Annotated in this window: 24 protein-coding genes; 11 read left to right on the top strand and 13 right to left on the bottom strand. The window is 62.7% G+C overall.

The annotated features are described in order from the left end of the window. Positions 1–194 precede the first annotated feature (194 nt). The gene (locus tag GGR38_RS18005; RefSeq protein ID WP_183627537.1) at positions 195–620 is read right to left on the bottom strand and encodes an RrF2 family transcriptional regulator; all 426 of its coding nucleotides are present in this window, start codon (positions 618–620) and stop codon (positions 195–197) included. 89 nt (positions 621–709) lie between these two features. On the opposite strand from GGR38_RS18005, the gene GGR38_RS18000 reads away from it, so the two are divergent. Together GGR38_RS18000 and hmpA are read left to right on the top strand one after the other, a co-directional pair. Next, positions 710–1135, top strand: a complete 426-nt coding sequence (locus tag GGR38_RS18000) for a group III truncated hemoglobin (protein ID WP_183627536.1) — start codon at positions 710–712, stop codon at positions 1133–1135. A 21-nt stretch (positions 1136–1156) separates the two neighbouring features. Then, positions 1157–2323 (top strand): NO-inducible flavohemoprotein, encoded by a 1167-nt coding sequence (hmpA, locus tag GGR38_RS17995; RefSeq protein ID WP_183627535.1) that lies wholly within the window; start codon positions 1157–1159, stop codon positions 2321–2323. Between the two features lie 3 nt (positions 2324–2326). Here the strand turns inward: hmpA and GGR38_RS17990 are convergent, their stop codons facing one another. Next, the gene (locus GGR38_RS17990; RefSeq protein ID WP_183627534.1) at positions 2327–3103 is read right to left on the bottom strand and encodes an AraC family transcriptional regulator; all 777 of its coding nucleotides are present in this window, start codon (positions 3101–3103) and stop codon (positions 2327–2329) included. Between the two features lie 95 nt (positions 3104–3198). On the opposite strand from GGR38_RS17990, the gene GGR38_RS17985 reads away from it, so the two are divergent. Next, positions 3199–4392, top strand: a complete 1194-nt coding sequence (locus tag GGR38_RS17985) for an MFS transporter (RefSeq protein WP_183627533.1) — start codon at positions 3199–3201, stop codon at positions 4390–4392. Here GGR38_RS17985 and GGR38_RS17980 read toward each other — a convergent pair whose 3' ends face one another. Then, the gene (locus GGR38_RS17980) at positions 4393–6495 is read right to left on the bottom strand and encodes a methyl-accepting chemotaxis protein (RefSeq protein ID WP_183627532.1); all 2103 of its coding nucleotides are present in this window, start codon (positions 6493–6495) and stop codon (positions 4393–4395) included. Between the two features lie 248 nt (positions 6496–6743). Between GGR38_RS17980 and GGR38_RS17975 the strand changes: the two genes are divergently transcribed. Genes GGR38_RS17975 through GGR38_RS17960 form a run of 4 tightly spaced genes read left to right on the top strand, consistent with a single transcriptional unit; the run spans position 6744 to position 9803 of the window. After that, positions 6744–7301: a peroxiredoxin gene (locus GGR38_RS17975; RefSeq protein ID WP_172340894.1), complete on the top strand. Its 558-nt coding sequence runs from the start codon at positions 6744–6746 to the stop codon at positions 7299–7301. 39 nt (positions 7302–7340) lie between these two features. Further along, on the top strand, positions 7341–8570 hold the full coding sequence (locus GGR38_RS17970) for a protein-disulfide reductase DsbD family protein (RefSeq protein ID WP_183627531.1): 1230 nt from the start codon (positions 7341–7343) through the stop codon (positions 8568–8570). A gap of 41 nt (positions 8571–8611) precedes the next feature. After that, on the top strand, positions 8612–9169 hold the full coding sequence (locus tag GGR38_RS17965; RefSeq protein WP_221227148.1) for a sigma-70 family RNA polymerase sigma factor: 558 nt from the start codon (positions 8612–8614) through the stop codon (positions 9167–9169). A 1-nt stretch (position 9170) separates the two neighbouring features. Beyond that, the gene (locus GGR38_RS17960) at positions 9171–9803 is read left to right on the top strand and encodes an NrsF family protein (protein ID WP_183627530.1); all 633 of its coding nucleotides are present in this window, start codon (positions 9171–9173) and stop codon (positions 9801–9803) included. Positions 9804–9870: 67 nt separating this feature from the next. Here the strand turns inward: GGR38_RS17960 and GGR38_RS17955 are convergent, their stop codons facing one another. From GGR38_RS17955 to GGR38_RS17930, 6 genes are all read right to left on the bottom strand, one after another. Further along, entirely contained in the window at positions 9871–11265 is a 1395-nt protein-coding gene (locus tag GGR38_RS17955; protein WP_343059160.1) for an alpha,alpha-trehalose-phosphate synthase (UDP-forming), read from the bottom strand. After that, entirely contained in the window at positions 11262–13052 is a 1791-nt protein-coding gene (locus GGR38_RS17950) for a glycoside hydrolase family 15 protein (RefSeq protein ID WP_183627584.1), read from the bottom strand. Before GGR38_RS17950 ends, GGR38_RS17955 begins: the two co-directional genes overlap by 4 nt. 8 nt (positions 13053–13060) lie before the next feature. Next, on the bottom strand, positions 13061–13816 hold the full coding sequence (gene otsB / locus GGR38_RS17945; protein ID WP_183627529.1) for a trehalose-phosphatase: 756 nt from the start codon (positions 13814–13816) through the stop codon (positions 13061–13063). Positions 13817–13949: 133 nt separating this feature from the next. Next, the gene (locus GGR38_RS17940; protein WP_183627528.1) at positions 13950–14291 is read right to left on the bottom strand and encodes a hypothetical protein; all 342 of its coding nucleotides are present in this window, start codon (positions 14289–14291) and stop codon (positions 13950–13952) included. Between the two features lie 232 nt (positions 14292–14523). Then, the gene (locus GGR38_RS17935; protein ID WP_183627527.1) at positions 14524–14829 is read right to left on the bottom strand and encodes a plasmid stabilization protein; all 306 of its coding nucleotides are present in this window, start codon (positions 14827–14829) and stop codon (positions 14524–14526) included. Positions 14830–14841: 12 nt separating this feature from the next. Then, positions 14842–16950, bottom strand: a complete 2109-nt coding sequence (locus GGR38_RS17930) for a catalase (RefSeq protein ID WP_183627526.1) — start codon at positions 16948–16950, stop codon at positions 14842–14844. Positions 16951–17418: 468 nt separating this feature from the next. Here GGR38_RS17930 and GGR38_RS17925 point away from each other — a divergent pair, with 468 nt between their 5' ends. Next, the gene (locus GGR38_RS17925; protein WP_183627525.1) at positions 17419–17859 is read left to right on the top strand and encodes a response regulator; all 441 of its coding nucleotides are present in this window, start codon (positions 17419–17421) and stop codon (positions 17857–17859) included. A gap of 157 nt (positions 17860–18016) precedes the next feature. Here the strand turns inward: GGR38_RS17925 and GGR38_RS17920 are convergent, their stop codons facing one another. Beyond that, positions 18017–18676: a sigma-70 family RNA polymerase sigma factor gene (locus GGR38_RS17920; protein WP_183627524.1), complete on the bottom strand. Its 660-nt coding sequence runs from the start codon at positions 18674–18676 to the stop codon at positions 18017–18019. Positions 18677–18956: 280 nt separating this feature from the next. Between GGR38_RS17920 and GGR38_RS17915 the strand changes: the two genes are divergently transcribed. Both GGR38_RS17915 and GGR38_RS17910 read left to right on the top strand, forming a co-directional pair. Beyond that, positions 18957–19172, top strand: coding sequence for a hypothetical protein (locus GGR38_RS17915; protein ID WP_183627523.1), 216 nt, complete (start codon positions 18957–18959; stop codon positions 19170–19172). Positions 19173–19333: 161 nt separating this feature from the next. Further along, the gene (locus GGR38_RS17910) at positions 19334–20728 is read left to right on the top strand and encodes a class II fumarate hydratase (protein ID WP_183627522.1); all 1395 of its coding nucleotides are present in this window, start codon (positions 19334–19336) and stop codon (positions 20726–20728) included. Positions 20729–20749: 21 nt separating this feature from the next. Here the strand turns inward: GGR38_RS17910 and GGR38_RS17905 are convergent, their stop codons facing one another. The 3 genes from GGR38_RS17905 to GGR38_RS17895 form a co-directional block, all read right to left on the bottom strand. Next, positions 20750–21601 (bottom strand): SDR family oxidoreductase, encoded by an 852-nt coding sequence (locus GGR38_RS17905; protein ID WP_183627521.1) that lies wholly within the window; start codon positions 21599–21601, stop codon positions 20750–20752. A gap of 79 nt (positions 21602–21680) precedes the next feature. Then, positions 21681–22931 (bottom strand): NRAMP family divalent metal transporter, encoded by a 1251-nt coding sequence (locus tag GGR38_RS17900; RefSeq protein WP_183627520.1) that lies wholly within the window; start codon positions 22929–22931, stop codon positions 21681–21683. A 162-nt stretch (positions 22932–23093) separates the two neighbouring features. After that, entirely contained in the window at positions 23094–23459 is a 366-nt protein-coding gene (locus GGR38_RS17895) for a PRC-barrel domain-containing protein (RefSeq protein WP_183627519.1), read from the bottom strand. A gap of 240 nt (positions 23460–23699) precedes the next feature. Between GGR38_RS17895 and GGR38_RS17890 the strand changes: the two genes are divergently transcribed. Further along, positions 23700–24884, top strand: a complete 1185-nt coding sequence (locus tag GGR38_RS17890) for a zinc-dependent alcohol dehydrogenase (protein WP_183627518.1) — start codon at positions 23700–23702, stop codon at positions 24882–24884. Positions 24885–24886: the final 2 nt, after the last annotated feature.

Genomic DNA, 24886 nt, shown 5'->3' with positions numbered 1-24886 from the left:
AGGGAGCGGGCCATGCCGAGTGTCTTTGATTGCTGCATGCCCGCACCCACGCGCGGGACTTTTCCCGCATAAAGCTGTGGGGCCTGCAGCATGACGCCATAGGCGTCTTCCCAGACCGGCTTGCACCGGTCACCAGGCTGTGCCCGCGAACGGGCATGGAAGGGATAAATTGGAATAGTGGTTCGAGTCAAGAATCATTCGTGGATCGAAAGGCGCTCCAGCAATTTCTCTCCCTGCGGCCCCATCACATCGGCCAGCGTATAGCGCTCCAGCACGGCAAAAAACGCATCGAGCGCCAGATCGAGCGGGCCGGGCAATTGGCACGCGCCCGCCAGTTTGCAGGTGCCGCAGCCGACCAGATCGATCTCGCCCTCGGTATGGCGGATCAGGCGGCCGATGTTGATTTCCGCCGCCGGGCGCGCAAGGCGCAGCCCCCCGTTGCGCCCGCGCAGCGCCTGAATATAGCCATGCGCGGCCAGATCGCTGACCACTTTCATCAGGTGATTTTGCGAGATGTCATAGGCCTTTGCCACCTCGCCAATCGAGCAGAGGCGGTCGGTATGCGTGGCCAGATAGAGCATCACGCGCACGGCATAGTCAGAGAAGCGGGTCAGACGCATAGGGGCTTGTCCATAAAGATGCATTTCACTTGCATGATATAATTCACCTCCATATATAGCATCCCAGATGCATGATTTGGAGTCGTTCCATGATCTCGCCTGAAAACCGCCCCGATCCCTTGCCCACGCCTGCGCTTGACGATGCCGCGCTGGCCACTCTGGTCGATGCTTTTTATGCCCGCGTGCGCGCCGATGCTGAATTGGGCGCGATGTTCAACGGGGCGATTGCCGAGGCCGATTGGCCTGCCCACCTTGGCCGCATGGCGCAGTTCTGGTCCTCGGTGATGTTGAGCAGCGGGGCCTATCACGGCAATCCCGTGGCCGCCCATATGCGCCATCGCGCGGCAATGGACCCATCTATGTTCGCCCGCTGGCTGGCGCTGTGGGAGCATACCGCGCGCCAGTGCCTGAGCCCGCAGGACGCGCTGGCCGTACAGACCAAGGCGCGCCGCATTGCCGAGAGCCTGCAACTGGCGCTCTTTTTCCGTCTGCCCCGCGCCCAAAACGCTGCCTGAAAACCCCCAAAGGAGCCCCCAATGACCCCCGAACAGACCGCCATCATCAAGGCCACCGTTCCCCTTCTGGAAACCGGCGGCGAGGCGCTGACCACCCATTTCTACCGCATCATGCTGTCCGAATATGACGAGGTGCGTCCGCTGTTCAATCAGGCGCATCAGGCCGATGGCACCCAGCCGCGCGCGCTGGCCAATGCGGTGCTGCAATATGCCCGCCATATTGACAATCTGGGCGCGCTGGGCGCGCTTCCGGCGCAGATCATCCAAAAGCATGTCGCGCTTCAGATCCTGCCTGAACATTACCCCATCGTCGGCACCTGCCTGCTGCGCGCGATCCGCGAAGTGCTGGGCGAGGATATCGCCACGGATGCGGTGATTGACGCATGGGGCGCGGCCTATTGGCAATTGGCCAACATCCTGATCGGGGCCGAGGGTGCCGAATATGATCGCCTTGCGCAGGCACCGGGCGGATGGCGCGGGGCGCGTCAATTCCGCGTGGCGCGCAAGCAGGTGGAGAGCGCCGAGATCGTCTCCTTCTATCTCGAACCTGTCGATGGCGGCCCGGTGGTCGATTATCAGCCGGGGCAATATCTGGGCCTGCGCCTGAATATCGACGGGCAGGAATTGCGCCGCAACTATTCGCTCTCGCAAAAATCCGATGGCCGCACCCTGCGCATCAGCGTGAAGCGCGAGCATGGCGGCGTGGCCTCGAACCATCTGCATGACCATGTGGGGCAGGGCGATGTGCTGGACGTGTTTCCCCCGGCGGGCGAATTCGTGCTGGCAGCTGGCGATGCGCCGCTGGCGCTGATTTCGGGCGGGATTGGCGTGACGCCCACGCTGGCCATGGCGCAGGTCGCGCTGGAGGAAGGCAACCGTGACGTGACCTTCATCCACTATGCCCGCAATGGCGATGTCCATGCCTTTGGCGATGTGATCGACGGCTGGGCGCGCAACTATCCGCGCTTTACCGCGCATATCGTCTATGAACAGGGCGGGCATGAGGATGGCCCCTCAGGCCGCCCCTCGGTCGAGCAATTGCAGGCATGGGTGCCGGTTGAGGCCGATGCCTATTTCCTCGGTCCCAAGCCTTTCATGGGCTTTGTGAACCGCACGCTGGCGCAGCTCGGCCTGCCTGAAACCCGCCGCCATTTCGAATTCTTTGGCCCCGCCGAAGCGCTCGATTGATGCCTATTGGCTCCCGCCCGGCAGATAGCGGCTGGGCGGGACGCCAAGGCGGCGTTTGAACATGGTGGTAAAGGCCGCCGCGCTGTCATAGCCCAGATCGAATGCTATGCCGGTCACGGCCTCGCCCTGCGCCAGACGGGGCAGGGCGATCAGCACGCAGGCCTGTTGCCGCCATTCGCCAAAGCTCAGCCCCGTTTCCCGGCGAAAGGCGCGGGTGAAGGCGCGCCGCCCCATGCCCAGATCGGCGCTCCACTGATCGATGCTGTCGCGCGGGGTGGGCTGTTCCAGAAAGGCCTGACACTTGGCCGCCATCGCCGGCGTCTGCGGAAAAGGCACCGCCAGCGGCACTGTGGGCGCCAGCGCCAGTTCGGCCAGCAACAGCGCCATCAGCTTGCCATCGCGCCCCTCGCGGTCATATTCGGGCGCAATCTCGCAGGCCGCCTCCAGCAGGCTGCGCAGCAAGGGCGAGACCTGAATGACCTTGGTTTCCTCGCCCAGCGAGCCTTGCACCCCCGGTTCGACCAGAACGCTGCGCGTGCTGACCGCGCCCACCATGCGCACGGCGTGGGGGCATCCCCCCGGCGTCCACACCGCGCGCTCTGGCGGGGCCACCCATGCGCCCTGCGGCGTGGACAGCACCACCACGCCGCGCGCCGCATAGAGCAATTGCCCGCGCCGATGCTGATGCCAGTCCAGCTCAAAGGCGGGCGGATATTCATTGCCGACGCCGATGATGGGCCGGTCGATATGGTCGATGGCTTCGGGATTATTCCACGGCATGCCTGTCCCAATCGCGAAAAGGAAAGACCCATACAGGAATGCGGGCCAAGGCGCGAGGCGCTATAGCGGGCGGGCAACACAATTGGATATGAACGATGCACGGGACCAGATCCACCGCACCCCAAACAACCGCCTACGGCATCATCGCCGCGATCAGCGTCTGCCATCTCATCAATGATATGCTGCAATCGCTGCTGCCCGCGATCTATCCCAATCTAAAGGACGAGCTTGGTCTGTCCTTTGCCCAGATCGGCCTGATCACCCTGGCCTATCAGATCACCGCCTCGATCCTTCAGCCGCTGATCGGCCTTTATGCCGATAAACGCCCCACGCCGCTGGCGCTGCCGGGCGGCACGCTGTTCACGCTGGCCGGGCTGCTGGTGCTGTCGGTGGCGCATAGCTACGGCCTGTTGCTGGTGGGCGCGTCGCTGCTGGGGATGGGGTCGTCGGTGTTTCACCCCGAAAGCTCGCGCGTGGCGCGTATGGCGGCGGGGCAAAGGCATGGCTTGGCCCAGTCGATGTTTCAGGTGGGCGGCAATGCAGGTTCCGCGCTTGGCCCTCTGGCCGCCGCGATTGTCGTCGTGCGCTGGGGCCAGACCAGTCTGGCCGCCTTCGCGTTGCTCTCGCTCCTGTCCTGCGCGATCCTGTGGAATGTCGGGCAATGGTATCGCCATCACGGTCTGGCGCGGCTCTCGGCGGGTAATGGCGCGCGCAAATCGGCCGATCCCCTGCCGCGCGGGCGAGTGCTGGGCGGGATTGCGGTGCTGCTGGCGTTGATCTTCTCCAAGTATGTCTATCTGGCCAGCCTGACGAGCTATTTCACCTTCTACCTGATCCACCGTTTCGGCGTCTCGGTCGAGGTGGCGCAGCTCCACCTGTTCGTCTTTCTGGGCGCGGTGGCGGTTGGCACGATTGTCGGCGGGCCGCTGGGCGATCGGTTCGGGCGCAAATATGTGATCTGGTTCTCGATCCTCGGCGCGCTGCCCTTCACGTTGCTGCTGCCCCATGCCAGCCTGTTCTGGACCGGGCCGCTGACGGTGGCCATCGGCCTGATCCTGGCCTCGGCCTTTCCTGCCATCGTCGTGTTCGCCCAGGATCTGGTGCCGGGCAAGATCGGCATGATCTCGGGCCTGTTCTTCGGCTTTTCCTTTGGCATGGGCGGGCTGGGCGCGGCGGTCCTTGGCGAAGTGGCCGACCGCGCAGGGATCGAGACGGTTTACGCCATCTGCGCTTTCCTGCCTGCCATCGGCCTGTTGGCGGTGTTTCTGCCCAATCCGAAAAGGGGCTGATCAGGCGGCATAGCGCGCCGCGAAACTATGGCGGCGCGACACGGTGAATTGGGCCATCAGCTTGGCCAGATGTTGGGCCTGATCGGTCAGGTGGCGCGCGGCGGCGGTCGTTTCCTCGACCATCGCCGCGTTCTGCTGGGTAAAGCTGTCCATCTGGCGGATGGCGATATCCACTTCGCCGACATTGGTGGATTGCTGCTGCGCGCCCGTGGCGATGGTGTGGGCGTGCAGACTGATCTGGCTGATGCGCGCCACGATCCGTTCCAGCGCCCCGTCCATTTCGCTCACCAGCGCTGCGCCGATCTTGACTTGCTCGGTGCTGGCGGCGATGCGGCCCTTGATGTCCTGCGCGGCTTGGGATGAACGCAGGGCCAGCGCGCGCACTTCGGAGGCGACCACGGCAAAGCCTTTGCCCGCATCCCCGGCGCGGGCTGCCTCGACCCCGGCGTTGAGCGCCAGCAGATTGGTCTGAAACGCGATGGCGTCGATTACGCCGATGATCTCGCCGATCTCGCAGGATGTCCGCTCGATGCCGCCCATCGCCTCGACCGCGCGGCGGATCACCACGCCGCTGCTCTCGATCTCCTTTTGCGAGAGTTCGACTACATGGTTGGCCTCGCTGGCCGATTGGGCCGCTTCGGAAACGCGGGCGTTGATTTCGCTGATCGCGGCGGCCACTTCCTCCAGCCCGGCGGCCTGCCGCTCGGTGCGGTTGGCAAGGTCTTCGGACGCAGTGCGGATTTCGCTCGACCCGTTGGTGACATCGCCCGCGCTATGGGCCACGCCCTCCAGAGCATTATCCAGACGCACGATGGCCTGATTGAAATCACCCTGCAAACGCTCGAACGCGCCGGTGTAATGCCCGTTGAGGCGCGTGGTCAGATCGCCCCGCGCCAGCCTTTCCAGACATTGCGCCAGGGCCGCGACCATGGCGGCCTGTTCATCCTCGACATTCTTCTTGGCAAGCGCGTTCTGGCGGAACACTTCCAGCGCCTCCTGCATTTCGGCAATTTCGACGGTTTCTGCCTGAGCCATGCCCATCGGGGCCAGATTGCCGCCCGCCAGCTGCACCATCTCATGCCGCAACCCGGCCAAAGGCTCGACCACCACGCGGTTCGCCGCGCGCCGCACCATCCATGCCAGCCCGACAATCATCAGCAGCGCCGACAGAGCCAGTCCGCCCTCGATCATCCGCGTCGAGGCAAAGACCGCCGACAGGGGCAGATCGACCCGCACCACCCAAGGCGTGTCAAAGCCGGAGAAATGCACCGGCGTTTCCACCCGCAACACGCTGCCCAGTTGCGGATGGTCGGCAAAGCCCATCGCTTCGCTCGCCGCGCCCGCCGGTTTGCCCCGCAGGGCGGCATTGGCGCTGACCACATAGGCGCGATGGGCCGAAAGCACCGAAATCTGGCCGCCAAAGGGCACTTTGATCGCTGCCATCCGCTGTTGCAACGCGTCGAGCGCCAGATCGCTGCCCACCACGCCAAGGCCGCGCCCCTGATCCACCACCGGCATTGCGATTGAGGTCATCAGCACTGTTTTGCCGCCAACTTTATACTCATACGGCTCGACCAGCACCGGTTTGCGGCTTTGCTGGGCCAGCAGGTAATAATCGCCCGGTCCCGGTTTGGTGTAATCGGTCAAAGGCTCCAGCGCGACGCCCGCGCCGTCGCGGTGCCAATAGGGGATGAAGCGGCCCGTGGCGTCATGGCCGGGCTGGTTGATGAATGCGCCGTCCTTGCCGTCAAAGGCGCCCGGTTCCCATGCGGTCCATGTGGCCAGCAATTGCGGGCTGGCCATCAGCGTCTGGCGCAGGATGCCATTGTGAAAGGCGCGCGTTGTTTCATGCTGGCGCCGCGCGGCGTCCAGCGCATCGCGCATTGCGCCCACGATGCCGATGGGGCGGTCGAACTGGCTGTTGACCTGCGCGGCGGCCTGATCGGCCACGATGCGGCCCGTTTCGCGCAATTGCGAACGGGCGGTGATTTCCAGCATCAGCGCCGTCAGCCCCGATCCCACCAGCACCATGATGGCAATGGCAATGGCCGAACGCAGGCTGAGCGTGGCGGAAATGGTAGGCTGGCGGACAGGCGCATGCATGGACAGAATTCTCCCTGAAGGGGAACTGTATCGTGCCAACGCCTTATATTTGACGGATTGGGCCATCGGGGTTGCCCGTAGAGATCTGTTAAATTCCGTAAATTGCGGAAATGGGGCGGGGCAGTCGAAAAAATTTTTCGCGCTGCTCATTTTGACCGCAACCTTTTGCGATGCGCCAGCGAACTGATTGATGGAAGGAAGCGGAAATGGTCGCCTCCTCCAACCGATTTCGAGTGGGAGCACAGCAGATGAAGTTTCGGAAAAACCTTGCCGTATCGCTTGCCCTTGGGCTGTTGGCCGCCTCTGTTCCGGCGCCCGGCATCGCCGCCCTGCCGCAAGGCGCAGGCGCGCCCGACTTTACGCTGAGTGCAGCCAAGGCCGGAAAGCCGTTCAATTTCTCGCTGCATCAATCGCTGCGCAAGGGGCCGGTCGTGCTCTATTTCTTCCCTGCCGCCTTCACCGCCGGTTGCACGATTGAGGCGCATCTGTTCGCCGAAGCCACCGACAGTTTCCGCAAGATGGGCGCGACGGTCGTGGGCGTGACGGCGGGCAATGTTGAGCGCGTGGCCGAATTTTCCAAGCTGGAATGCCGCGATAAATTCGCCGTGGCCGCTGATCCCGGGGCCAAGATTGCCGCTGAATACAAGACCGTGATGCAGTTCCAGGACAAGACACTGTCCGAGCGCACATCCTTCGTGATCGCGCCCGACGGCAAGATCCTGCTCAGCTATACCGACCGCAATCCTCAGGCCCATATTGACCAGACGATGGCCGCCGTGCGCGAGTGGAAGGCCAAGCATAGCTGATCACTTTCTGACCGCTTCTCTGTCGCAACGAGGTTTTCGATGCTTATTGCCATTCTCTCCGCTTTTCTGGGCGGACTGATCCTCAATTGCATGCCCTGCGTCTTTCCGATCATATCGCTCAAGGCGTTCGGGCTGCTGCGACAGGGAGGCGATCAGGCTCATCTGCGCCGTGAAGGCGTAGCGTTTCTGGTCGGCTCGCTGCTGGCCATGCTGGCGCTGGCCGGGGTGCTGATGGCGCTGCGGGCGGGCGGAGAGGCGGTGGGCTGGGGCTTTCAGCTCCAGTCGCCCGCCATCGTCGCCTTGCTGGCGCTGGTCATGATCGGCTCGGCGCTCAATCTGATGGGCCTGTTCGAGATGGGCATCGGGCTTCAGCGGGCAGGGCAGGCGATGGACGGCCGCTCGGGCCTGATCGGCACGGCGCTGACCGGCGCGCTGTCGGTGATGGTGGCCACGCCCTGCGCCGGGCCGTTCATGGCGGGCGCGCTGGGCTATGCGCTGGTTCAGCCGCCGCTGGTTGGGCTGGCGGTTTTTGCCGCGCTGGCGGTGGGCGTGGCGGCGCCTTTCACGCTGCTGTGCTTTTGCCCGCCGCTTGCCCGGATGCTGCCCCGGCCCGGCGCATGGATGGTCACGCTCAAGCATGGGCTGGCCTTTCCCATGCTGGCGGCGGCGGCATGGCTGATCTGGGTGCTGGACGCGCAGACGGGTTCGGCGGGCCTGCCCTTCATTCTGGGCTGTGCGCTGCTGCTAGCCATGACCGCATGGCTTTATGGGTTGGCCCAGCGGCGCGCCATGTCAGGCAAGCCCGCACGCGCGCTGACGCTGGCGGCGGCCACGGGCCTTGCGGCGATTGGCGCGGCCTTTGCCATGCCGGGACAGGCCTTTGAAACGCGCCGCCCGGTGGCGCAGGCCGATAGCGGCCCGATCCGCTGGTCGCCCGCGCGCGTGGCGCGTGAAACGGCGGCGGGCAGGCCGGTCTTCGTCGATTTTTCCGCCTCATGGTGCCTGACCTGCAAGGTCAATGAAAAGGCCGTGCTTTCGACCCCTGCCTTCAAGGAAGCGATGGCGCGAACCAATACAGCCTTTATGATTGCCGACTCCACCAATTATGACGCGGAAATCGAGAAAGCGATGAGCGATCTGGGACGTACCGGCCTGCCGCTATACCTTGTCTATCCTGCGGGCGGCGGCAAGCCGGTGATCCTGCCGCAGGTGCTGAGCATTGGCATGGCGACCGGCGCGCTCGATGTGGCCGCGGGCGGAAAGGGTTGAAGCGATGATGCAGACCGTTTCGGGGATAGAATAGGCGCGGCGTGACGGGTGATCTTCCCCCCGAAGGCGAATGGCCCGCGTTGATGCGGCGGGCGCAGGATGGCGATCAGGTCGCCTATCGCATGGTCCTGCGCGCGCTGCTGCCCGCGATCCGCAAGATGACGCGGCGCAGGATTGCCGACGAGGCGCTGGCCGAAGATGCGGTGCAGGAGACGTTGATGACCCTTCATCGCCTGCGCCACACTTATGATCCGGGGCGCCCCTTGCGGCCATGGATCGCTGCCATCGCCCATGCCCGCTCGATTGACGCGCTGCGCCGGAGCGGACGGGCGCGGCGGTTTGAAATTGTCGATGAAGAAGCGATGGCCGCCGCCCCGGACCTGCGCGCGCCGGAACCGGGCGAGGCGTTGGGGCATGAACGCGAGGTCGCAAGGTTGCTCGATCTGTTGCCCCAACGGCAGAGGATGATGGTGGAAATGGTGAAGCTGCGCGACATGAGCCTTGATGATGCGGCCGATGCCAGTCGGCTGTCGGTGCCGGCGGTCAAGTCGCTGCTCCACCGCGCTCTTGCCAGACTTCGCGAATATGGGAATTCCTGAGATGCGCGATTTCGAAACGCTGATTGACGAACTCTCGCAAGGGGCGGCGCCGGTGCGGCGGGTGCTTCCGGCATCGTGGCGCGCGCTGGGCTGGGCGCCGGTGGCGCTGGGGGCGGGCTATCTGTCCACGCGGATGCTGCATCGTTTCTCTCCCGATTGGGACGGGCCCCATGCGGCGCTTTCCGCGGCCAATGCGGCATTGTCGATAGGGCTGGGGCTGGCCGCATTCGCCTCGGCGCTTTCGATCAGCGTGGCGGGCGGGCGCGCCTTGGGCCGAGGCTGGATGGTGCTGGGCCTGATCGCATGGATCGCGCTGGCCGCCGCCAGCATGGCCCTTGCGTCGCACCCCTTGGCTTATGCGCCGGGGGTGGGACGTTATTGCTATACTTTCGTGCTGACGGCGGGTTTGCCGATGGTCGGCGTGGTCATTTTGGCCTTGCGCCGGACGCGCTCGCTGCGGCCGGGGCCATCGTTGCTGGCGGCGGGGATGGCGATTGCCTTTCTCTCGTTCGGCTTGCTGGCCTTTTGCCATCCTGCGCAAATGTCGGTGGCCGATTTCGTCATGCACGTTCTGGCCGCGCTGACGCTGGGGGCGGTGACGGTTGCCGTCGGCCACCGGGCGGTCAGGGCCTAGTGGTCCGATTTCGACATTTGCAGAGCAATCCCGGCCGACAGGGGATGCAAATGTCAAAATCAATCCACTAGACGGGCGAACCGGCCAGCGCTTTGGCAAAGCATTCCTGCCACCAGCGGACGTCTTCGTCGCGGATATTGGCCATCAGGGAATGCCAGCGCTCCTTGCGCTCTTTCTTGCTCATCCGCAGCGCCCGGTCGATGGCTTCGGCCAGTTCGTCCGGGCTGTGTGGGTTGACGATCAGAGCGTCGGTCAACTGGCGGGCGGCGCCTGCGAATTGCGAGAGGATGAGGACGCCGGGATCTTCCGGGTCCTGCGCGGCCACATATTCCTTGGCCACCAGATTCATCCCGTCGCACAAAGGCGTTATCAATCCAATGCGTGAGGCGCGATAAATCCCCGCCAGCGCATCGCGCGGATAGCCCTTGTTGATATAGCGCAGCGGCACCCATTCGGCATCGGCAAATTCGCCGTTGATCCGTCCGGAAAGGCTGTCGAGCGTGGCGCGTATCTGCTGATAGGAGCGCACCTGTTCGCGTGAGGGCGGGGCGATCTGGAGCAGGAAGAGTTGCCCATGCAGATCCGGGCGCGAGGCGAGCAGGCGCTCATAGCCCAGAAAGCGTTCGGGCAGGCCCTTGGAATAATCGAGGCGATCCACCCCCACAATCATCGTGCGCCCGTTTGCGCTGCGCTTCATCCGACGGCAGCTTTCACGCGCGACCTCGCCATGAGCGGCCTCGTGAAATTCTGCAAAGTCGATGCCGATAGGGCAGACGATAATCTGGGCCCGCCGCTCGCCAAGGCTGATTATACCGTTCTGATCGGGGCCGTTCTGGTCGATGGTGGCTTCGGTGTGGCCTTGAACATATTCGATAAAGGAATCGCGCCAGTTTTCCGACTGAAAGCCGATGACGTCATAATCCAGCATCGCGTCGAATAATTCGCCATGCCCCGGCAGCGATTCCAGCAGCCGCGCCGGGGGCCATGGAATATGCAGGAAAAAGCCGATGCGGTTATTCACCCCGCGTGCTCTTAGGTTTCGCCCCAACAGCATCAGGTGATAGTCATGAACCCAGATCAGATCGCTGTCCTCGATCAGGGGCGCGACGGTTTCGGCCAGACGGTCATTGACCCTTTCATAGCCCCCGGCAAAGCCGCGCTCGAATTCGGCCAGATCGAGCCGGTTGTGAAACAGCGGCCAAAGAGTGCAATTGGCATAGCCGTTGTAATATTCCTCGACGTCCTGCGCTTCCAGATCGACGGTGGCGGTGGTGACGCCATAGCTGCGCTGGAAATTGATGTGGCCGGTAAATGCGTCGGTTTCCTCGCCCGACCAGCCGAACCAGATGCCGCTGCTCTCCCTCAGCGCCGCCGAGAGCGCGACGGCCAGACCGCCCTGATTGCCGGGTCCATCGCCCGTTGGCGGCGACACTCGGTTTGAGATGACGATCAGACGGTTCACCTGACCGCGCTCCATGGTTTGCTGAGCAGGGTCGCGCAATTGATCAGGCCGACGAGTGAGTAGGTTTGCGGATAATTGCCCCATAGTTCCCCCGTGTGTGGATTGGTGTCTTCCGACAGCAGCCCGGCCGGAGTCCGGCGGGCCAGCATTTCCTCGAAAAGGTCTCGCGCATCGCTATGGCGGCCAGTGGCGTGAAGCGCCTCGATCAGCCAGAAGGTGCAGATGTTGAAAGCGCTCTGCGGCAGGCCGAAATCGTCCTCGTCGGCATAGCGCAGCATATGCGAACCCCGGCGCAGCCCATGTTCGACCGCGCGCAGCGTGCCCAGAAAACGCGGATCATCGGGCGCCAGAAAGCGCAGGTCGAGCAACTGGATCAGGCTGGCGTCGAGCAGATCGCCGTCGAATGTGGCCGACATGCGCTGTGTATCCTCGCGCCATGCCGCATCGATGATGACGCGGCCCATGCGGTCCGCGCGCTCCTGCCATACTGTCTGGCGGTCATGCAGGCCCAGATGATGCGCTGCCTTGGCCAGTCGGTCGCAGGCCGCCCAGCACATGGCCGCGCAGTAGGTGTGGACATGAAACCGGCCGCGCAATTCCCAAAGGCCGGAATCGGCCTGATCGTAGGAAAGCCACGCCCTTTCGCCCACCCGTTCGAGCGCGCGAAAATCCTCCTCGCCCGCCATGCGATACAGCCTTTGGTCGAAGAATGCCTGAACGTTGGACAGGACGATCTGGCCATAGGCATCGTGCTGCATCTGGGCATAGGCCTGATTGCCCACCCGCACCGGCCCCATGCCGCGATAGCCCGCCAGCCCGGCCTCGATCCTTTCCTCCAGCCGCGCCTCGCCGCCCACGCCATAGAGCGGCTGGATATGGCCCGATCGGGCATTGTCGACGATGTTGCGCAGATATTCGAGATAGGATTCCAGCACATCAAGCGCGCCCAGCCGGTTGAGCGCCTGCGTGGTGTAATAGGCATCGCGGATCCAGCAGAAGCGATAATCCCAATTACGCCCCGACCCGGCATGTTCGGGGATCGAGGTGGTGAGCGCGGCGACAATCGCGCCCGTTTCTTCATGCTGGCACAGTTTGAGCGTGATGGCCGAGCGGATCACGGCCTCCTGCCATTCAAGCGGAATGGCCAGACCGCGCACCCAATGCCGCCATTCGCGGATGGTCAGATCGAGCATTTCCTCGGCCGTGGTGGCGATATTGCCGTCAAAGCCTTCGTCGGGGCCGAGGAAGAAATGCAGGGGGCGTTCGACGCGGAACACCTGCTCATCCTCGATCCATCCGATCGGCGCGGATGTGGAAAGCCGCAGGGTCATATGGCCGAGCATATAGCGGATATGGTTCGATCCGCAGGTGCGCTCGACCTCGCGCCGGGCCCAGTCGCGCGTGGGGCGAAGCCGCACCCGGATGCGCGGGCTGCCCGAAACGGGGCGTACAATGCGAATATAGGCCACCGGCCGATAGATGCGCCCATGCCGATGAAAGCGGGGGCAGAAATCGGTGACCACAATGGCGTTGCCCGCATCATCCTCGTGGCGGGTTTCCAGAATGGGCGTGTTGCGCAGATAGCGCTGTGTGGTCTTGGTGCAGCCTTCCAGCTCAATCGCCCAGAAGCCTTGCCCGTCGGGATGGAGGCCGTCGTCGAGCAGGGCGCTGAAGGCGGGCGGGCCGTCAACGCGCGGCAGGCAGCCCCATACGAAGGCGCCGTCGCGATCAATCAGCGCTGAAATCTGGCAATTGCCGATCGGCCAGAGGTTGAGAGCTCCATTCATACCGGCGCTCATGACACCGGCCTTGCCATCCAGGCCAGCACGGCCGCAGGGCCGGGCAGGTTGAAGCACGCCTTCGTCACCCGCGCGGGGCCGACCAGAACCGAAACGCCATCCAGCGCGTTCACCGCAGCAAAAGCCGATTCATCGGTGAGATCGTCACCCAGATAAAATGGCTTTCCCCCGATCATGGGCGCGCAGGCCATCATATTGCGCAGGGCTGTACCCTTGTCGCAGCCGCCAAAGCGCAGTTCGACCACCATCTTGCCATTTTCAACGACCAGCCCGCTTTCTATCGCCAGGTGTTCGGCCAGTTGCTGCGCATAGGGGGCGCAGGCCGGATCGCCGCGATAATGGAGCGCCACGCCATAGGTCTTGATCTCGACCAGCGTGCCGGGATGGCCAAAGGCGAAATCGTCAAATTTTCGCGCCGCATGTTCGAGTTCGGCAACGGGGCGGACGGGATGGACCAATTGATCCTGCCAGCGGAATTCGCATCCATGGCTGCCCGAAATGGCGAGCGCATGCATCGCCCGGCCGAACAGATTGTCGATCTGGGCAATCGAGCGCCCGCTGACCAGCGCCAGACGGCCTTGAAGCCGCGCGGACATGGTAAGCAGCAGGTCCGGCAGACCACGCGGGATCACCACCTCATCGGGCCTTTCGGCAATGTCCACCAGCGTGCCGTCGAAATCCAGAAACAGGCTCGCCCCGCCGGGCAAAGATGGCGGCGGGGCGAGCAGATCGGAAAGCGGGGCTGTAGGCATCGATGTCTCCAGAGCGGATTTCCCCTTGGTTCGGGGCGCGAATGGCGCCCCAAGGGAATGGTTTCACAGCAATTGGCAGGACACCTGCCCCGGCGAAGGGGGGCTAAAACCCGGCCCCGCCCGCGATCTGCGCCTAGTGGGCCGACTGGATCGCGGCGTCGACTTCGCCTCGGGTCATATTGATGGCCAGCCCCTTTGCCCCGGTAAAGAGCGAGGCGACAGGAATGGTGATCTTGCCGCGAGGGGTTGTCACCACGACCTGTTGGTCGGTGGTGCTGGCGATCGTGCCGATCTGTTCGCCAACTTTGTCATAGACAATGTCGCCGGCCAGAGGCTTGATCGGTTGGGCCGCCGGAGCGTCTGCGGGCGCTGAATCCAGCGGAGGTTGCGGGGATTGCGGCACGTTTTGAGCCAGCGCCCCGTGAGGAATTGCAGCAGCAACAGTTGCCGCGATCATGTATTTCAGAATTTTCATCTTGGTTTCTCCGGATATTGTCCCCCCGGATGGGAAGAACCTATTTTTTATTTCCCCGCTGTCGATACAAATGCGCTCAGACATTGCTGAAGCGCGATAAGATGATGTCGAACAGGCGAGGGGTAGTATCTAAATTTAATCATAATATTCATGTATATAAATTCTGATTTTGGGTAAAAGTTCCTTCATCAATTGGAGATTTTCCTTGTGAGCCCGTTTGCGGCGAAAGCGCTCATACCTTGCCTGCCGCTCGCTCGCGGGCCCGGCGGGTATCCCAACCCTTGCGCGCGGCGGCGCTGCGCTGCTCGAAAGAACCCGATTTGTGGGCTCGCCCGCCGCGTGAGGAAGAGACATGTGTGTCGGGCTTTCCCCGGCCAGAGCCCGACAGATTGCCGCCGCCGGTCTCCTTGTTCACGGTGGCCCATCCGCGCGCCTCGGCCTCGTCATGGGGCACTCCGCGATCCTCATAGCTTTCGGCTATATGGCGGGCCTGACGCTTCTGCTTGGCCGTATAGGCACTTTTGTCTCCCTGCGGCATATCGTGTCTCCTTTAGGCCAGCAGACGGACCTTGCCTTCGCGGTCCCAATGGCGCGCGGGGGCAAGGTCAGGGAATTCTTCGAGACTGGCGATGCCGTCATCTCTGGCGATCCCCCATTCTTCCAGCAGCCGGAGCGTGGCCGGACAGGCGCCGATGGTTTTGCAATGAGCATAGGCATCGGCAAACCAGGCATGCACAGCATGGTCCGATCGCAGATGGTCGAGGGCATCGGGATGGATGATCGAGGCCACCGCATCAAACAGCGCCGACGGACTGCCCATCAACTGCCCCTCGGCCTTGAGCATGCCGTCATCAACCGGAATGCCGCCCACCTTTTGCGCGATCAGCACGGCCTTGCCGCCCTTGCTCTCGATGGCCGTTTTCATCGCTTCGATGGCCTTCAGGCTCGATCCTTCGGCAAACAGAATGCCGATCTTGCGTCCCTCGATAGGCGGCTGGCCGTGGCTCAGGATTGAAAGTGCAGGCGAGGGGGCCATCTCGACAACCGGGGCCGCCATATCGGCGGGCGGAGGCAATTCCATCGCCAGTCCGCCGGCCACGCGGCGCCCCAGATCCTCATCCACCGCGCCCAACACCGTCAGCATCCGGTGGCGGACATGCTCCAGCCCCACCTTGGACAGTTCAAACACGAAGGCGCTGGCCAGGTGAGCCTGTTCGACCGGCGTCTGCGAGCGATAGAACAGGCGCGCCTGCGAATAATGGTCGGCAAACAGGGCAGGGCGCGCCCGCAGATGCTGATCGCTGTTGTTGGGCAACATGCCGCGCGCAAAGGTCGTAAAGCCGGTGGCCGGACATTCGCGCGGGCCGGTGGGCTCGCCCGCTTCGTTCAGGCTGTTGGGCTCGTAATTGGCGCGGCCCTTGGGGATCTCCATCTGCATCATGCCGTCGCGCTGAAAATTGCGCATCGGGCATTTGGGCGCGTTGATCGGCAATTGGTGGAAATTGGCCGTGCCCAACCGCGATTTCTGCGTGTCGAGATAGGAGAACAGCCGCCCCTGCAACAGGGGATCGGGGGTGAAATCGATGCCGGGCACGATATTGGCCGGACAAAAGGCCGATTGTTCGGTTTCGGCAAAGAAATTGTCCGGATTGCGGTTGAGCGTCATCCGCCCGATGATCCGCACCGGAACCAGTTCCTCCGGGATCAGCTTGGTGGCGTCCAGGACGTCGAAGGGCTGTTCTTGGGCCCAGCTTTCCTCAAAAACCTGCACGCCCAGATCCCATGCCGGAAAGGCGCCCGTGTCGATAGCCTCATACAGGTCGCGGCGGTGATAATCCGGGTCGGCCCCGGCGATCTTGACCGCTTCGTCCCATGTGGTCGATTGCAGGCCCAGCACCGGTTTCCAATGAAATTTGACCAGCTTGGACGCGCCCTCGGCATTGACGAGCCGGAAGGTGTGGATGCCGAAACCTTCCATAAAGCGGGGCGAGCGCGGGATGGTCCGGTCGCTCATCTGCCAAAGTACCATATGGATGCTTTCGGGCATCAGGCTGACGAAATCCCAGAAGGTGTCGTGGGCGCTGGCGGCCTGAGGATAGCCCTTGTCGGCCTCCATCTTGACCGCATGGACCAGATCGGGAAACTTGATCGCATCCTGGATGAAGAAGACCGGGATGTTGTTGCCCACCAGATCCCAGTTGCCTTCCTCGGTGTAGAATTTGACCGCAAAGCCGCGCACATCGCGCGGCGTATCGACGCTGCCCGCGCCGCCCGCGACGGTTGAAAAGCGCACAAATACTGGCGTTTGCTTGCCGATGGCGGCAAACAGGCCTGCGCTGGTCAATTCGGGGATGGCATGGGTGCATTCGAACACACCATGGGCGGCCGATCCGCGCGCATGGACGATCCTCTCGGGGATGCGCTCATGGTCGAAATGAAAGATCTTTTCGCGCAGGACGAAATCTTCCAGCAGCGTGGGCCCTCTGGCGCCCGCCTTCAGGCTGTTCTGATTGTCGCTGATGCGCAGGCCCTGATTGGTGGTCAAATGGCTGCGGGCCGCATCCCGCTGGTTTCCGTGCGGGCCGTTGACCGGCACCTGCTGATGCGTTTCTCCGGCGTCGCCGGTGGCGGTTTCGTAGGACGGGTGTGTGTCGGCCATGCTGCCTCCTGATCTTTGCGATCTGTCGGAAGGCGCGGCGCCCCCTCCAACTTTTTAAAAAGGTGTAGGCGCCCACTGTTCCATGCTTTGTCCCGACCTGTGCTTTTTGCGCGATGAAGCGCAAACTCTGTCGTCATCAGGAAAAATAGGGAAATTGACGGATGAGGGACGCTGTTGGCGGCTCTGTAATCAGCCACGGCTTTTAAATCAGCAATCAGACTGTTGCAGTCGCTCAGGCATCTGGGCGATGAAGAGGCAGGGAGAGGGATATGAAATTCAAAAAACTTTATATTCATTTTTGATTTATTACGACAGTCCGAGGCGCATGACGGACAGGACGAAGAACACAGGCTGGTGTGACCTGATAGGGTGATTTATTGTCTGTGCCTTCGGATCGCGATGGAATCCGAAAGGCGGCCTGTTCCTCTCGCTTGGATAGGGTTTGCCCCTCAAACAAAGTCAGGCATTATGGGCGATCCTCAGCCGGTAACGATCATTATGATCGAAGACGATCCGGGCCATGCGCGCCTGATCGAAAAGAGTATTCGGCGCGCGGGCATCGCCAATGGCATCACCCATTTCGACAATGGCACCGCTGCTTTGGAATTTCTGGGCGATGGCACGGTTCTGCGCGATCAGGGCGGCCCTGTGCTTATCCTGCTGGATCTCAACCTGACGGATATGAACGGCGTTGATATTCTGGCGCGGATCAAGGAAAGGCCGCCGCTCAGCCTGATGCCGGTGATCGTTTTGACAACCACCGATGACAAGCAGGAAGTGGCGCGCTGTTATGAGCTGGGCTGCAATGTCTACATCACCAAGCCTCTCAATTACGACAGCTTTTCCGATGCCATTCGCCAGCTCGGATTGTTCCTGTCGGTCATGCAGCTGCCGGTCCTTCCCGCCTGAAAATCGTGCCCTTGCGCATCCCGGACCCTCCGGCGGCGCGATTGGACGCGCCGCCGGAGGAACTGCTCCCTGACCGCTCCGGGGGGAGGCCAAGCGGCCAGTCGCAGTTTTCAGTTTCGCCATGCCTAGTCCGGACATTCCATGCGGCCCGGTCATCTTATGCTGCCCATCCCAGATTGCGCGAAAGACGGGCCAGATTGGGGCGCACAATGGTTTTGAATTTGGCGAAAAAAGCATCGACCACTTCACCGTCAAAGGCGAAATTGCGCCGAGATCCGGGCAGCAGCCCCTTTTCCAGCGCGGCGGACAAGGCTGCGCGGGCGCGTGAGATCCGGCTTTTCACTGTGCCGATCGTTATGCCGCAGACTTGCGCGATTTCCTCATAGCTGACCGAACCGACCGCCATCAGGATGAGAACCTCGCGCTGGGCATGGGGCAGCGTTTCGAGCGCGCGCAGCACATCGGCCGCCTCCAGACGGGATTCCTGATCGCCTTCGCGGTTGAGGATCTGTTCGGCCTTGGCCTCATCATAATCGCCGAACAGGCGCTGCCTGCGCAACTGCCCGAAATAATGGTGGCGCAGGATCGTGAATGTCCATGCGCGAAAGCTGGTGCCGGCGGCATAATGATGGCGCGCGGCCCACGCCCGCATCATCGTCTCCTGCGTCAGATCCTCGACATGGTCTCGATTGCCGCAAAGGCTGCGGGCAAAGGCGCGCAACGAGGGCATGGCCGCAACCAGTTCCCGGCGAAATTGCGCGTCGGGAAGCGCGGTTCTCTCCTCAACGGTATTATCGATTTGGGTCTGCTTGGTCATGGGAGCCCCCCCGACAAAGACGTCAAAGACATCCGGGATATCGTAATAATTCAAGTGACCAAACGGGGTCGGGTTCCGGCCGGAACAGGGCAATTGGCGTTGGATGGGGTTGAAACCGGGGTGACCCGAATAGGGGCGCCCATCCTCCCGATCCGCATGCGGGACAAAGGCGCCATGGTCGCATTTTTCCCACGGATCGCCCTGCCTTGCGTAAAAAGGGAGGAACTGTCGGGCCGGACCATTCTTCCTTCGATATGCTTTGCCTCGCCAGGAGGATGTCATGGCGCAAATCAATCCCGATCTTTCCCCTCAGCCCGTCAAACCGCGCAAGCGGCCGAAAAATCGCGAGGTGGAAAATGAGATGATCGGCTGGGTCGGTTGTAAGGGCGAAGCGCCCCACAGCGCGACAGAGCCGGTTACCGATGAACAGAAGAAAGACGAAGAATTCACCGATTGCGCCAGCCCTGAGGGAACCGATGGTGCGCGTGCCGGGTGATCCGCCCTCTATGGTCGGCATCTCTGGCCATTGCCGGGCGCTTCCTGTATTTGTCTGTTTAACGCGCAATTTGGAAAGCGGGAGCCCTCGATGAATGGCGAAACCTTGCCTGATGCCCCGTGCATGAATTGCGGTCGGCGCGATCTGAGCCGGTGGTCGGCATGACAAGAATCGAGAGCGACAGCATGGGCAGCGTCGCGGTTCCTGCCGATGCCTATTGGGGCGCCCAGACTCAGCGTAGCCTGACCAATTTCGCCTTTCCCGCGCAGGAGCGTATGCCGCTTTCCATCATTCATGCGCTGGCGATCATCAAGCTGGCGGCATGCCGTGTGAACCGAAGCCACGGACTGGACCCGATGCTGGCCGAGGCGATGGAAACCGCCGCGCAGGAGGTGATCGACGGGCGCCATGACGATCAGTTCCCGCTGGCGATCTGGCAGACCGGGTCGGGCACGCAGACCAACATGAACGTCAACGAGGTGATCGCCGGACGGGCCAATGAGATCCTGAACGGCGCGCGCGGCGGCAAGGCGCCGGTCCATCCCAATGATCATGTCAACCGCGCCCAATCCTCCAACGACAGCTTTCCCACCGCTCTTCACATTGCCGCGCAGCAGGCCATCGCCGCGCAGCTCGGCCCCGCGCTGGAGCGTTTGCATGAAGACCTTTTAGGCAAACAGGCGGCATGGGCCGATGTGGTCAAAATCGGCCGCACCCATCTGCAGGACGCGGTGCCCCTGACGCTGGGGCAGGAGTTTTCCGGCTATGCCAGCCAGATCGCGCGGGCGCGCCAGACCATCACCCATGCGATGGACGGGGTATGGGAACTGGCGCAGGGCGGAACGGCGGTGGGCACGGGGCTTAATGCTCCGGCGGGATTTGGTCCGGCTGTGATCGAGGAAATCTGCCGTCTGACCGGCCTGCCTTTTCGCCGCGCGCGCAACAGTTTCGAGGCGCTGGCAAGCCGCGACGCGCTGGTCGGCCTGCAGGGCGCGCTGGTGCACTTGGCGGTGGCGCTGACCAAGATCGCCAATGATATCCGCCTGATGGCATCGGGGCCGCGCGCGGGGCTGGGCGAATTGCTGCTGCCCGAAAACGAACCGGGCAGCTCGATCATGCCGGGCAAGGTCAATCCCACGCAATGCGAAATGATGGCGATGGTCTGCGCTCAGGTCATCGGCAATGGCACGGCCACAACGCTGGGCGGCATGCAGGGGCATCTGGAACTCAACACGTTCATGCCGCAGATCGGGGCGAATGTGCTGCGCTCGATCACCTTGCTGGGCTGTGCGATCGACAATTTCGTCGATCATGCGCTGATCGGCATGCAGCCCGACCGCGCGCGTCTGGAAGGCCTTGTCGAACTCTCGCTGATGCTGGTGACGGCGCTGGTGCCGCATCTGGGCTATGAAAAGGCCGCCGGGATCGCCAGAGACGCGCATAAGCGCGGCGTGGGCCTGCGTCAGGCGGCGATGGAGAGCGGGCTGGTGGACGCCGAGACCTTTGACCGACTGGTGCGTCCGCAGGATATGATCGGTCAAAGGCCGCCGGGGTAGGGCCCGTGGCGAGTTTCGGCCTTAGCCGTTGATCACCGTGCCGCCATTGGGGTGCAGCACCTGCCCCGACATATAACTGGAATCCTCGCAGGCAAGGAACAGGAAGGCAGGAGCCACCTCATTAGGCTGTCCGGGGCGGCCCATGGGGGTGGACTGGCCGAAATGCTTGATCTTTTCCTCGTCCGCGCCGCCAAAGGGGTTGAGCGGTGTCCAGATCGGCCCCGGCGCCACGGCGTTGACGCGAATGCCGTCCTTCACCAGATTTTCCGATAGCGAGCGCGTAAAGGCCGTGATCGCCCCCTTGGTCGCGCTGTAATCCAGCAGGTTCCTGCTGCCTTGATAGCCGGTAACCGAGGTGGTGTTGATGATGGCGGCGCCTTGGCCCAAATGCGGGCGGGCGGCCTGAACCATATAGAACATGGCGAAAATATTGGTCTGAAAGGTGCGCAGTAGCTGGTTCTCGGTAATATTGGTTATGTCGGGGTCGGGGTGCTGTTCGCCCGCATTGTTGACCAGAATGTCGATGCGGCCCAGACTGGCGATGATTTGGCGAACCAGCCCTTCGCAGACGGATTTGTCGCCTATATCGGCGCGGATGGCCAGCGCGCGTTGCCCCTCGGCCTCGACGATGCGCCGGGTTTCCGCCGCATCCTCGTCCTCCATCAGATGGATGATGGCGATATCGGCCCCTTCGCGCGCAAAGAGCGCCGCCACCGCTCGCCCGATCCCGCTGTCGCCGCCGGTGATGACCGCGACCTTGCCCTGCAACCGGCCCGAGCCGGGATAGCGCGGCTGCCACTCCGGCTTGGGATCAAGCTCGTGTTCATTGCCGGGCAGGGCGTCTTCGTGGATCATGCTCTGGGTTTCAACCATGGTTTTTCTCCTGTTCAAAGGGAATGGGCCGGGCGGGACGATGTTCGCCGGTCCGCTGGTCAATTGTCGTGCCCGGGCCTCATCCGGGTGAAAACGGCATGGCCAGAACGGCCAGCGCCATCGTGCCTGTGGTCACCCACCCCGCGATCCGCAGCAGACGCGGCGCGACAAAGGACCCCATGATCGCGGGCCGTGAAACGATATGCATCAGCGCGGCCAGCACGGGCACAGCCACGATGCCGTTGATCACCGCGCTCCAGAACAGCGCCTTCATCGCGTTCAGGCCAAGCCAGTCCATGGCCATGCCCAGCACCATGCCCAGCGCGATGATCAGATAAAAGGCGCGGGCGTGTTGTGGCGTGTCCTGAAGGCTGGCCTTGCGTCCGGTGGCCTCGCAAATGGCATAGGCCGATGCGCCCGCCAGCACCGGGATTGCCAGCAGCCCCGTGCCGACAATGCCTAGCGCAAAGACCGCAAAGGCCAGATCCCCCGCCACAGGCTGAAGCGCGCGGGCGGCATCGGCGGCCGAATTGATCTGGGTTTTTCCCGCATTGTGCAGCGGCACCGCCGTGCCCAGCATAATCGCCAGAGCGATGAGGTTCGATACCGCCATGCCGCTCCACGTGTCGATCCGGATCCGGGCAAAGGCATCGGCGGCCTGATTGCGCGCGCGGCGAAGGGGCTTGCGCTCCTCGACCTGACGGATCTCCTCCACCTCCTGCGAAGCCTGCCAGAAAAAGAGATAGGGGCTGATTGTGGTGCCCATAATGGCCACGATGGCCGTTAGAGCGCCCGGACCGCTGATCCGGGGCACAAGCAGATTATGCAGCGCGGCGCCCCAATCCACCCGCACGATAAAAAGCAACGCCACATAGGCCAGCAATGTAAGCGTCATCCATTTCAACAGCCGGGCATAACGGTCATAAGGCACGAACAATTGCAGCACCAGCGAGAGCACCGCAAAGCCGATGGTGAAGGCATGGCGGCCCTGGCCCGCGATCATGGCGGCCGCTTCGCCCATGGCGGAAAGATCGGCGCCGATGTTGATCGTATTGGCGCAAAACAACAGCAGCAGGATAGCCGCCATGCCCCAGCGGGGCAAAACCGCGCCCAGACTGTGCGAGAGGCCATGCCCCGTGACCCGCCCGACCCGCGCGCAGACCAGTTGGACCGACACCATCAGCGGATAGGTGAAGAGCATCGTCCAGAGCAGCGAGGTGCCGAATTGCGCGCCCGCTATGGCATAGGTGGCAATGCCGCTGGGGTCATCGTCGGCGGCCCCGGTGATCAGCCCCGGACCAAGCCGGTCGGTCAGCTTCGTCTTACTCATGGCTGACTTCTGATCGCGTTTGCGGCATCTGTTTCCTCGGCATAAGCGGTGGATGTGAAGAAGGAAGCGGCTGTGACAGCGCGCTTCCTTCCTTTAACGGCTCCTGCCCGTCATGCGTTTCATGTCGGGTTGGCCAGATGTGGTGCCATTTCTCGATGGCCATCAGGCATAGGTCAGCCCGTAATGCGAATAGACGCGCCAGTTATAATCGTTGTCATACGTGGGCGTGTCGGCATCGCTGTAATGGGGGGCGTTTTCCAGCTGCTCCGGGTTGATGTTGACGACATAGCCGCCCTGCGTCGGATCATAGGTCAGGATCTGCCAGGGCAGGGGGTAATAGTCGCTGCCCAGACCCAGCAATCCGCCAAATTGCAGGACGGCATACTGGGCCTTGCCGGTGCGCTTGTTGACCATGAACCGGCTGATCGTGCCCAGCCGTTCGCCTTGCAGATTATAGACGACGGTGCCTTCGACCCGGTCGGAGGAAATCAGGTCGTGCGTTTCGTAGGTGTCCGTGGTTTCGGGCATGATGAATCTCCTGAAGGGTATGAAACATGCCGGCGCGCCGGTTTGCCGCAGCCTGACATGAACCGGAACAGGGCGGAGCTGACCTTGTTCCACCCCGCGGCGCACATCATCCTAATCCACGTTAGCGCATGGGCATGGATCATCTCGGCCCGCCGGACGTTAACCGCAGCAGGAAGATGGCCCCGGACCGGGCCCGGATAAGGGGATGACCGGAGCTATGGCGCGACAGGAGAACGGATCATGCGTGCGCTGACCTGGCATGGCAAACATGATGTCCGCGTCGATACGGTGGACGATCCCGGTATCGTCAATCCGCGCGATGCCATCGTGCGCGTCACGTCAAGCGCGATCTGCGGGTCCGATCTGCATATTTATGATGGTCTGATCCCCGCCATGAGCGCCGGAGATATTCTGGGGCAGGAATTCATGGGCGAAGTGGTCGAGATCGGTGCCGCCTCGACCTTGCGCCGGGGACAGCGGGTAGTCGTGCCCTCCACGATCGCCTGCGGGGGATGCTATCATTGCGCCAAGCAGCAATATTCAGCCTGCGAAAACGGTAATCCGCCTGAAAATCAGGATCTTGCCAGCCCGCATTACGGGCTTCCCTCTGCCGCCAGATTTGGCTGCGGACGGATGGCCGGCGGCTATTCGGGCGGACAGGCGGAATTCGTGCGCGTGCCGTTTTCCGATACCGGTCCGCTTGTCGTGCCCGACGGCGTGGCTGATGACAGGTTGCTGCTGCTTGCCGACACCTTGCCCGCCGGATGGCAGGCCGCCCAGCACGCGGCCATCGAAGCGGGCGATACGGTGGCGGTCTGGGGCTGTGGCCCGGTCGGGCTTTGCGCGGTGCAGGCAGCCCGCATTATGGGCGCCGAGCGGGTGATTGCCATTGACCATTACGCCAACCGTCTGGAACAGGCTCGCGCATTGGGGGCCGAGGCGGTCAATTTCAGCCATACCAATGTCCACGAAGCGCTGATCGACATGACGGGCGGTGTTGGTCCGGACGCCTGCATCGATGCGGTGGGCATGGACGCGCATGGCACATTTTTCGAGATGATCGCCGATCCGGTCAACAGTTCGATTTCCCCCACCATGGACCCGGCGCACGTCATTTATCAGGCGATCATGGCATGTCGCAGGGGTGGACGAATTTCCATGTCCGGATGCTATGGCGGTATGATCGATAAATTCCCGCTTGGGGCGCTGATGCGCAAGGGTCTGATACTGCGCAGCGGTCAGGCCGACGTGCAGCGCCATATGCCTCAATTGCTGAGGCTGGTTCTCGATGAGGCAATCGACGGCGCTCTTTTGATCAGCCACCGGCATGATCTTGAGCAGGCCGCCGATGCCTATCTTCAGTTTCACTATGCACGAAATGAAGTGACCAAGGTGGTGCTGAGCACCCGAGCTTATCGGCTGTGATC

This window comes from Novosphingobium sediminicola (genome assembly GCF_014196525.1).
GTDB lineage: Bacteria > Pseudomonadota > Alphaproteobacteria > Sphingomonadales > Sphingomonadaceae > Novosphingobium > Novosphingobium sediminicola.
Note: the sequence above shows the minus strand (reverse complement) of the source record. Positions and strands in the feature narration are given on the sequence as shown.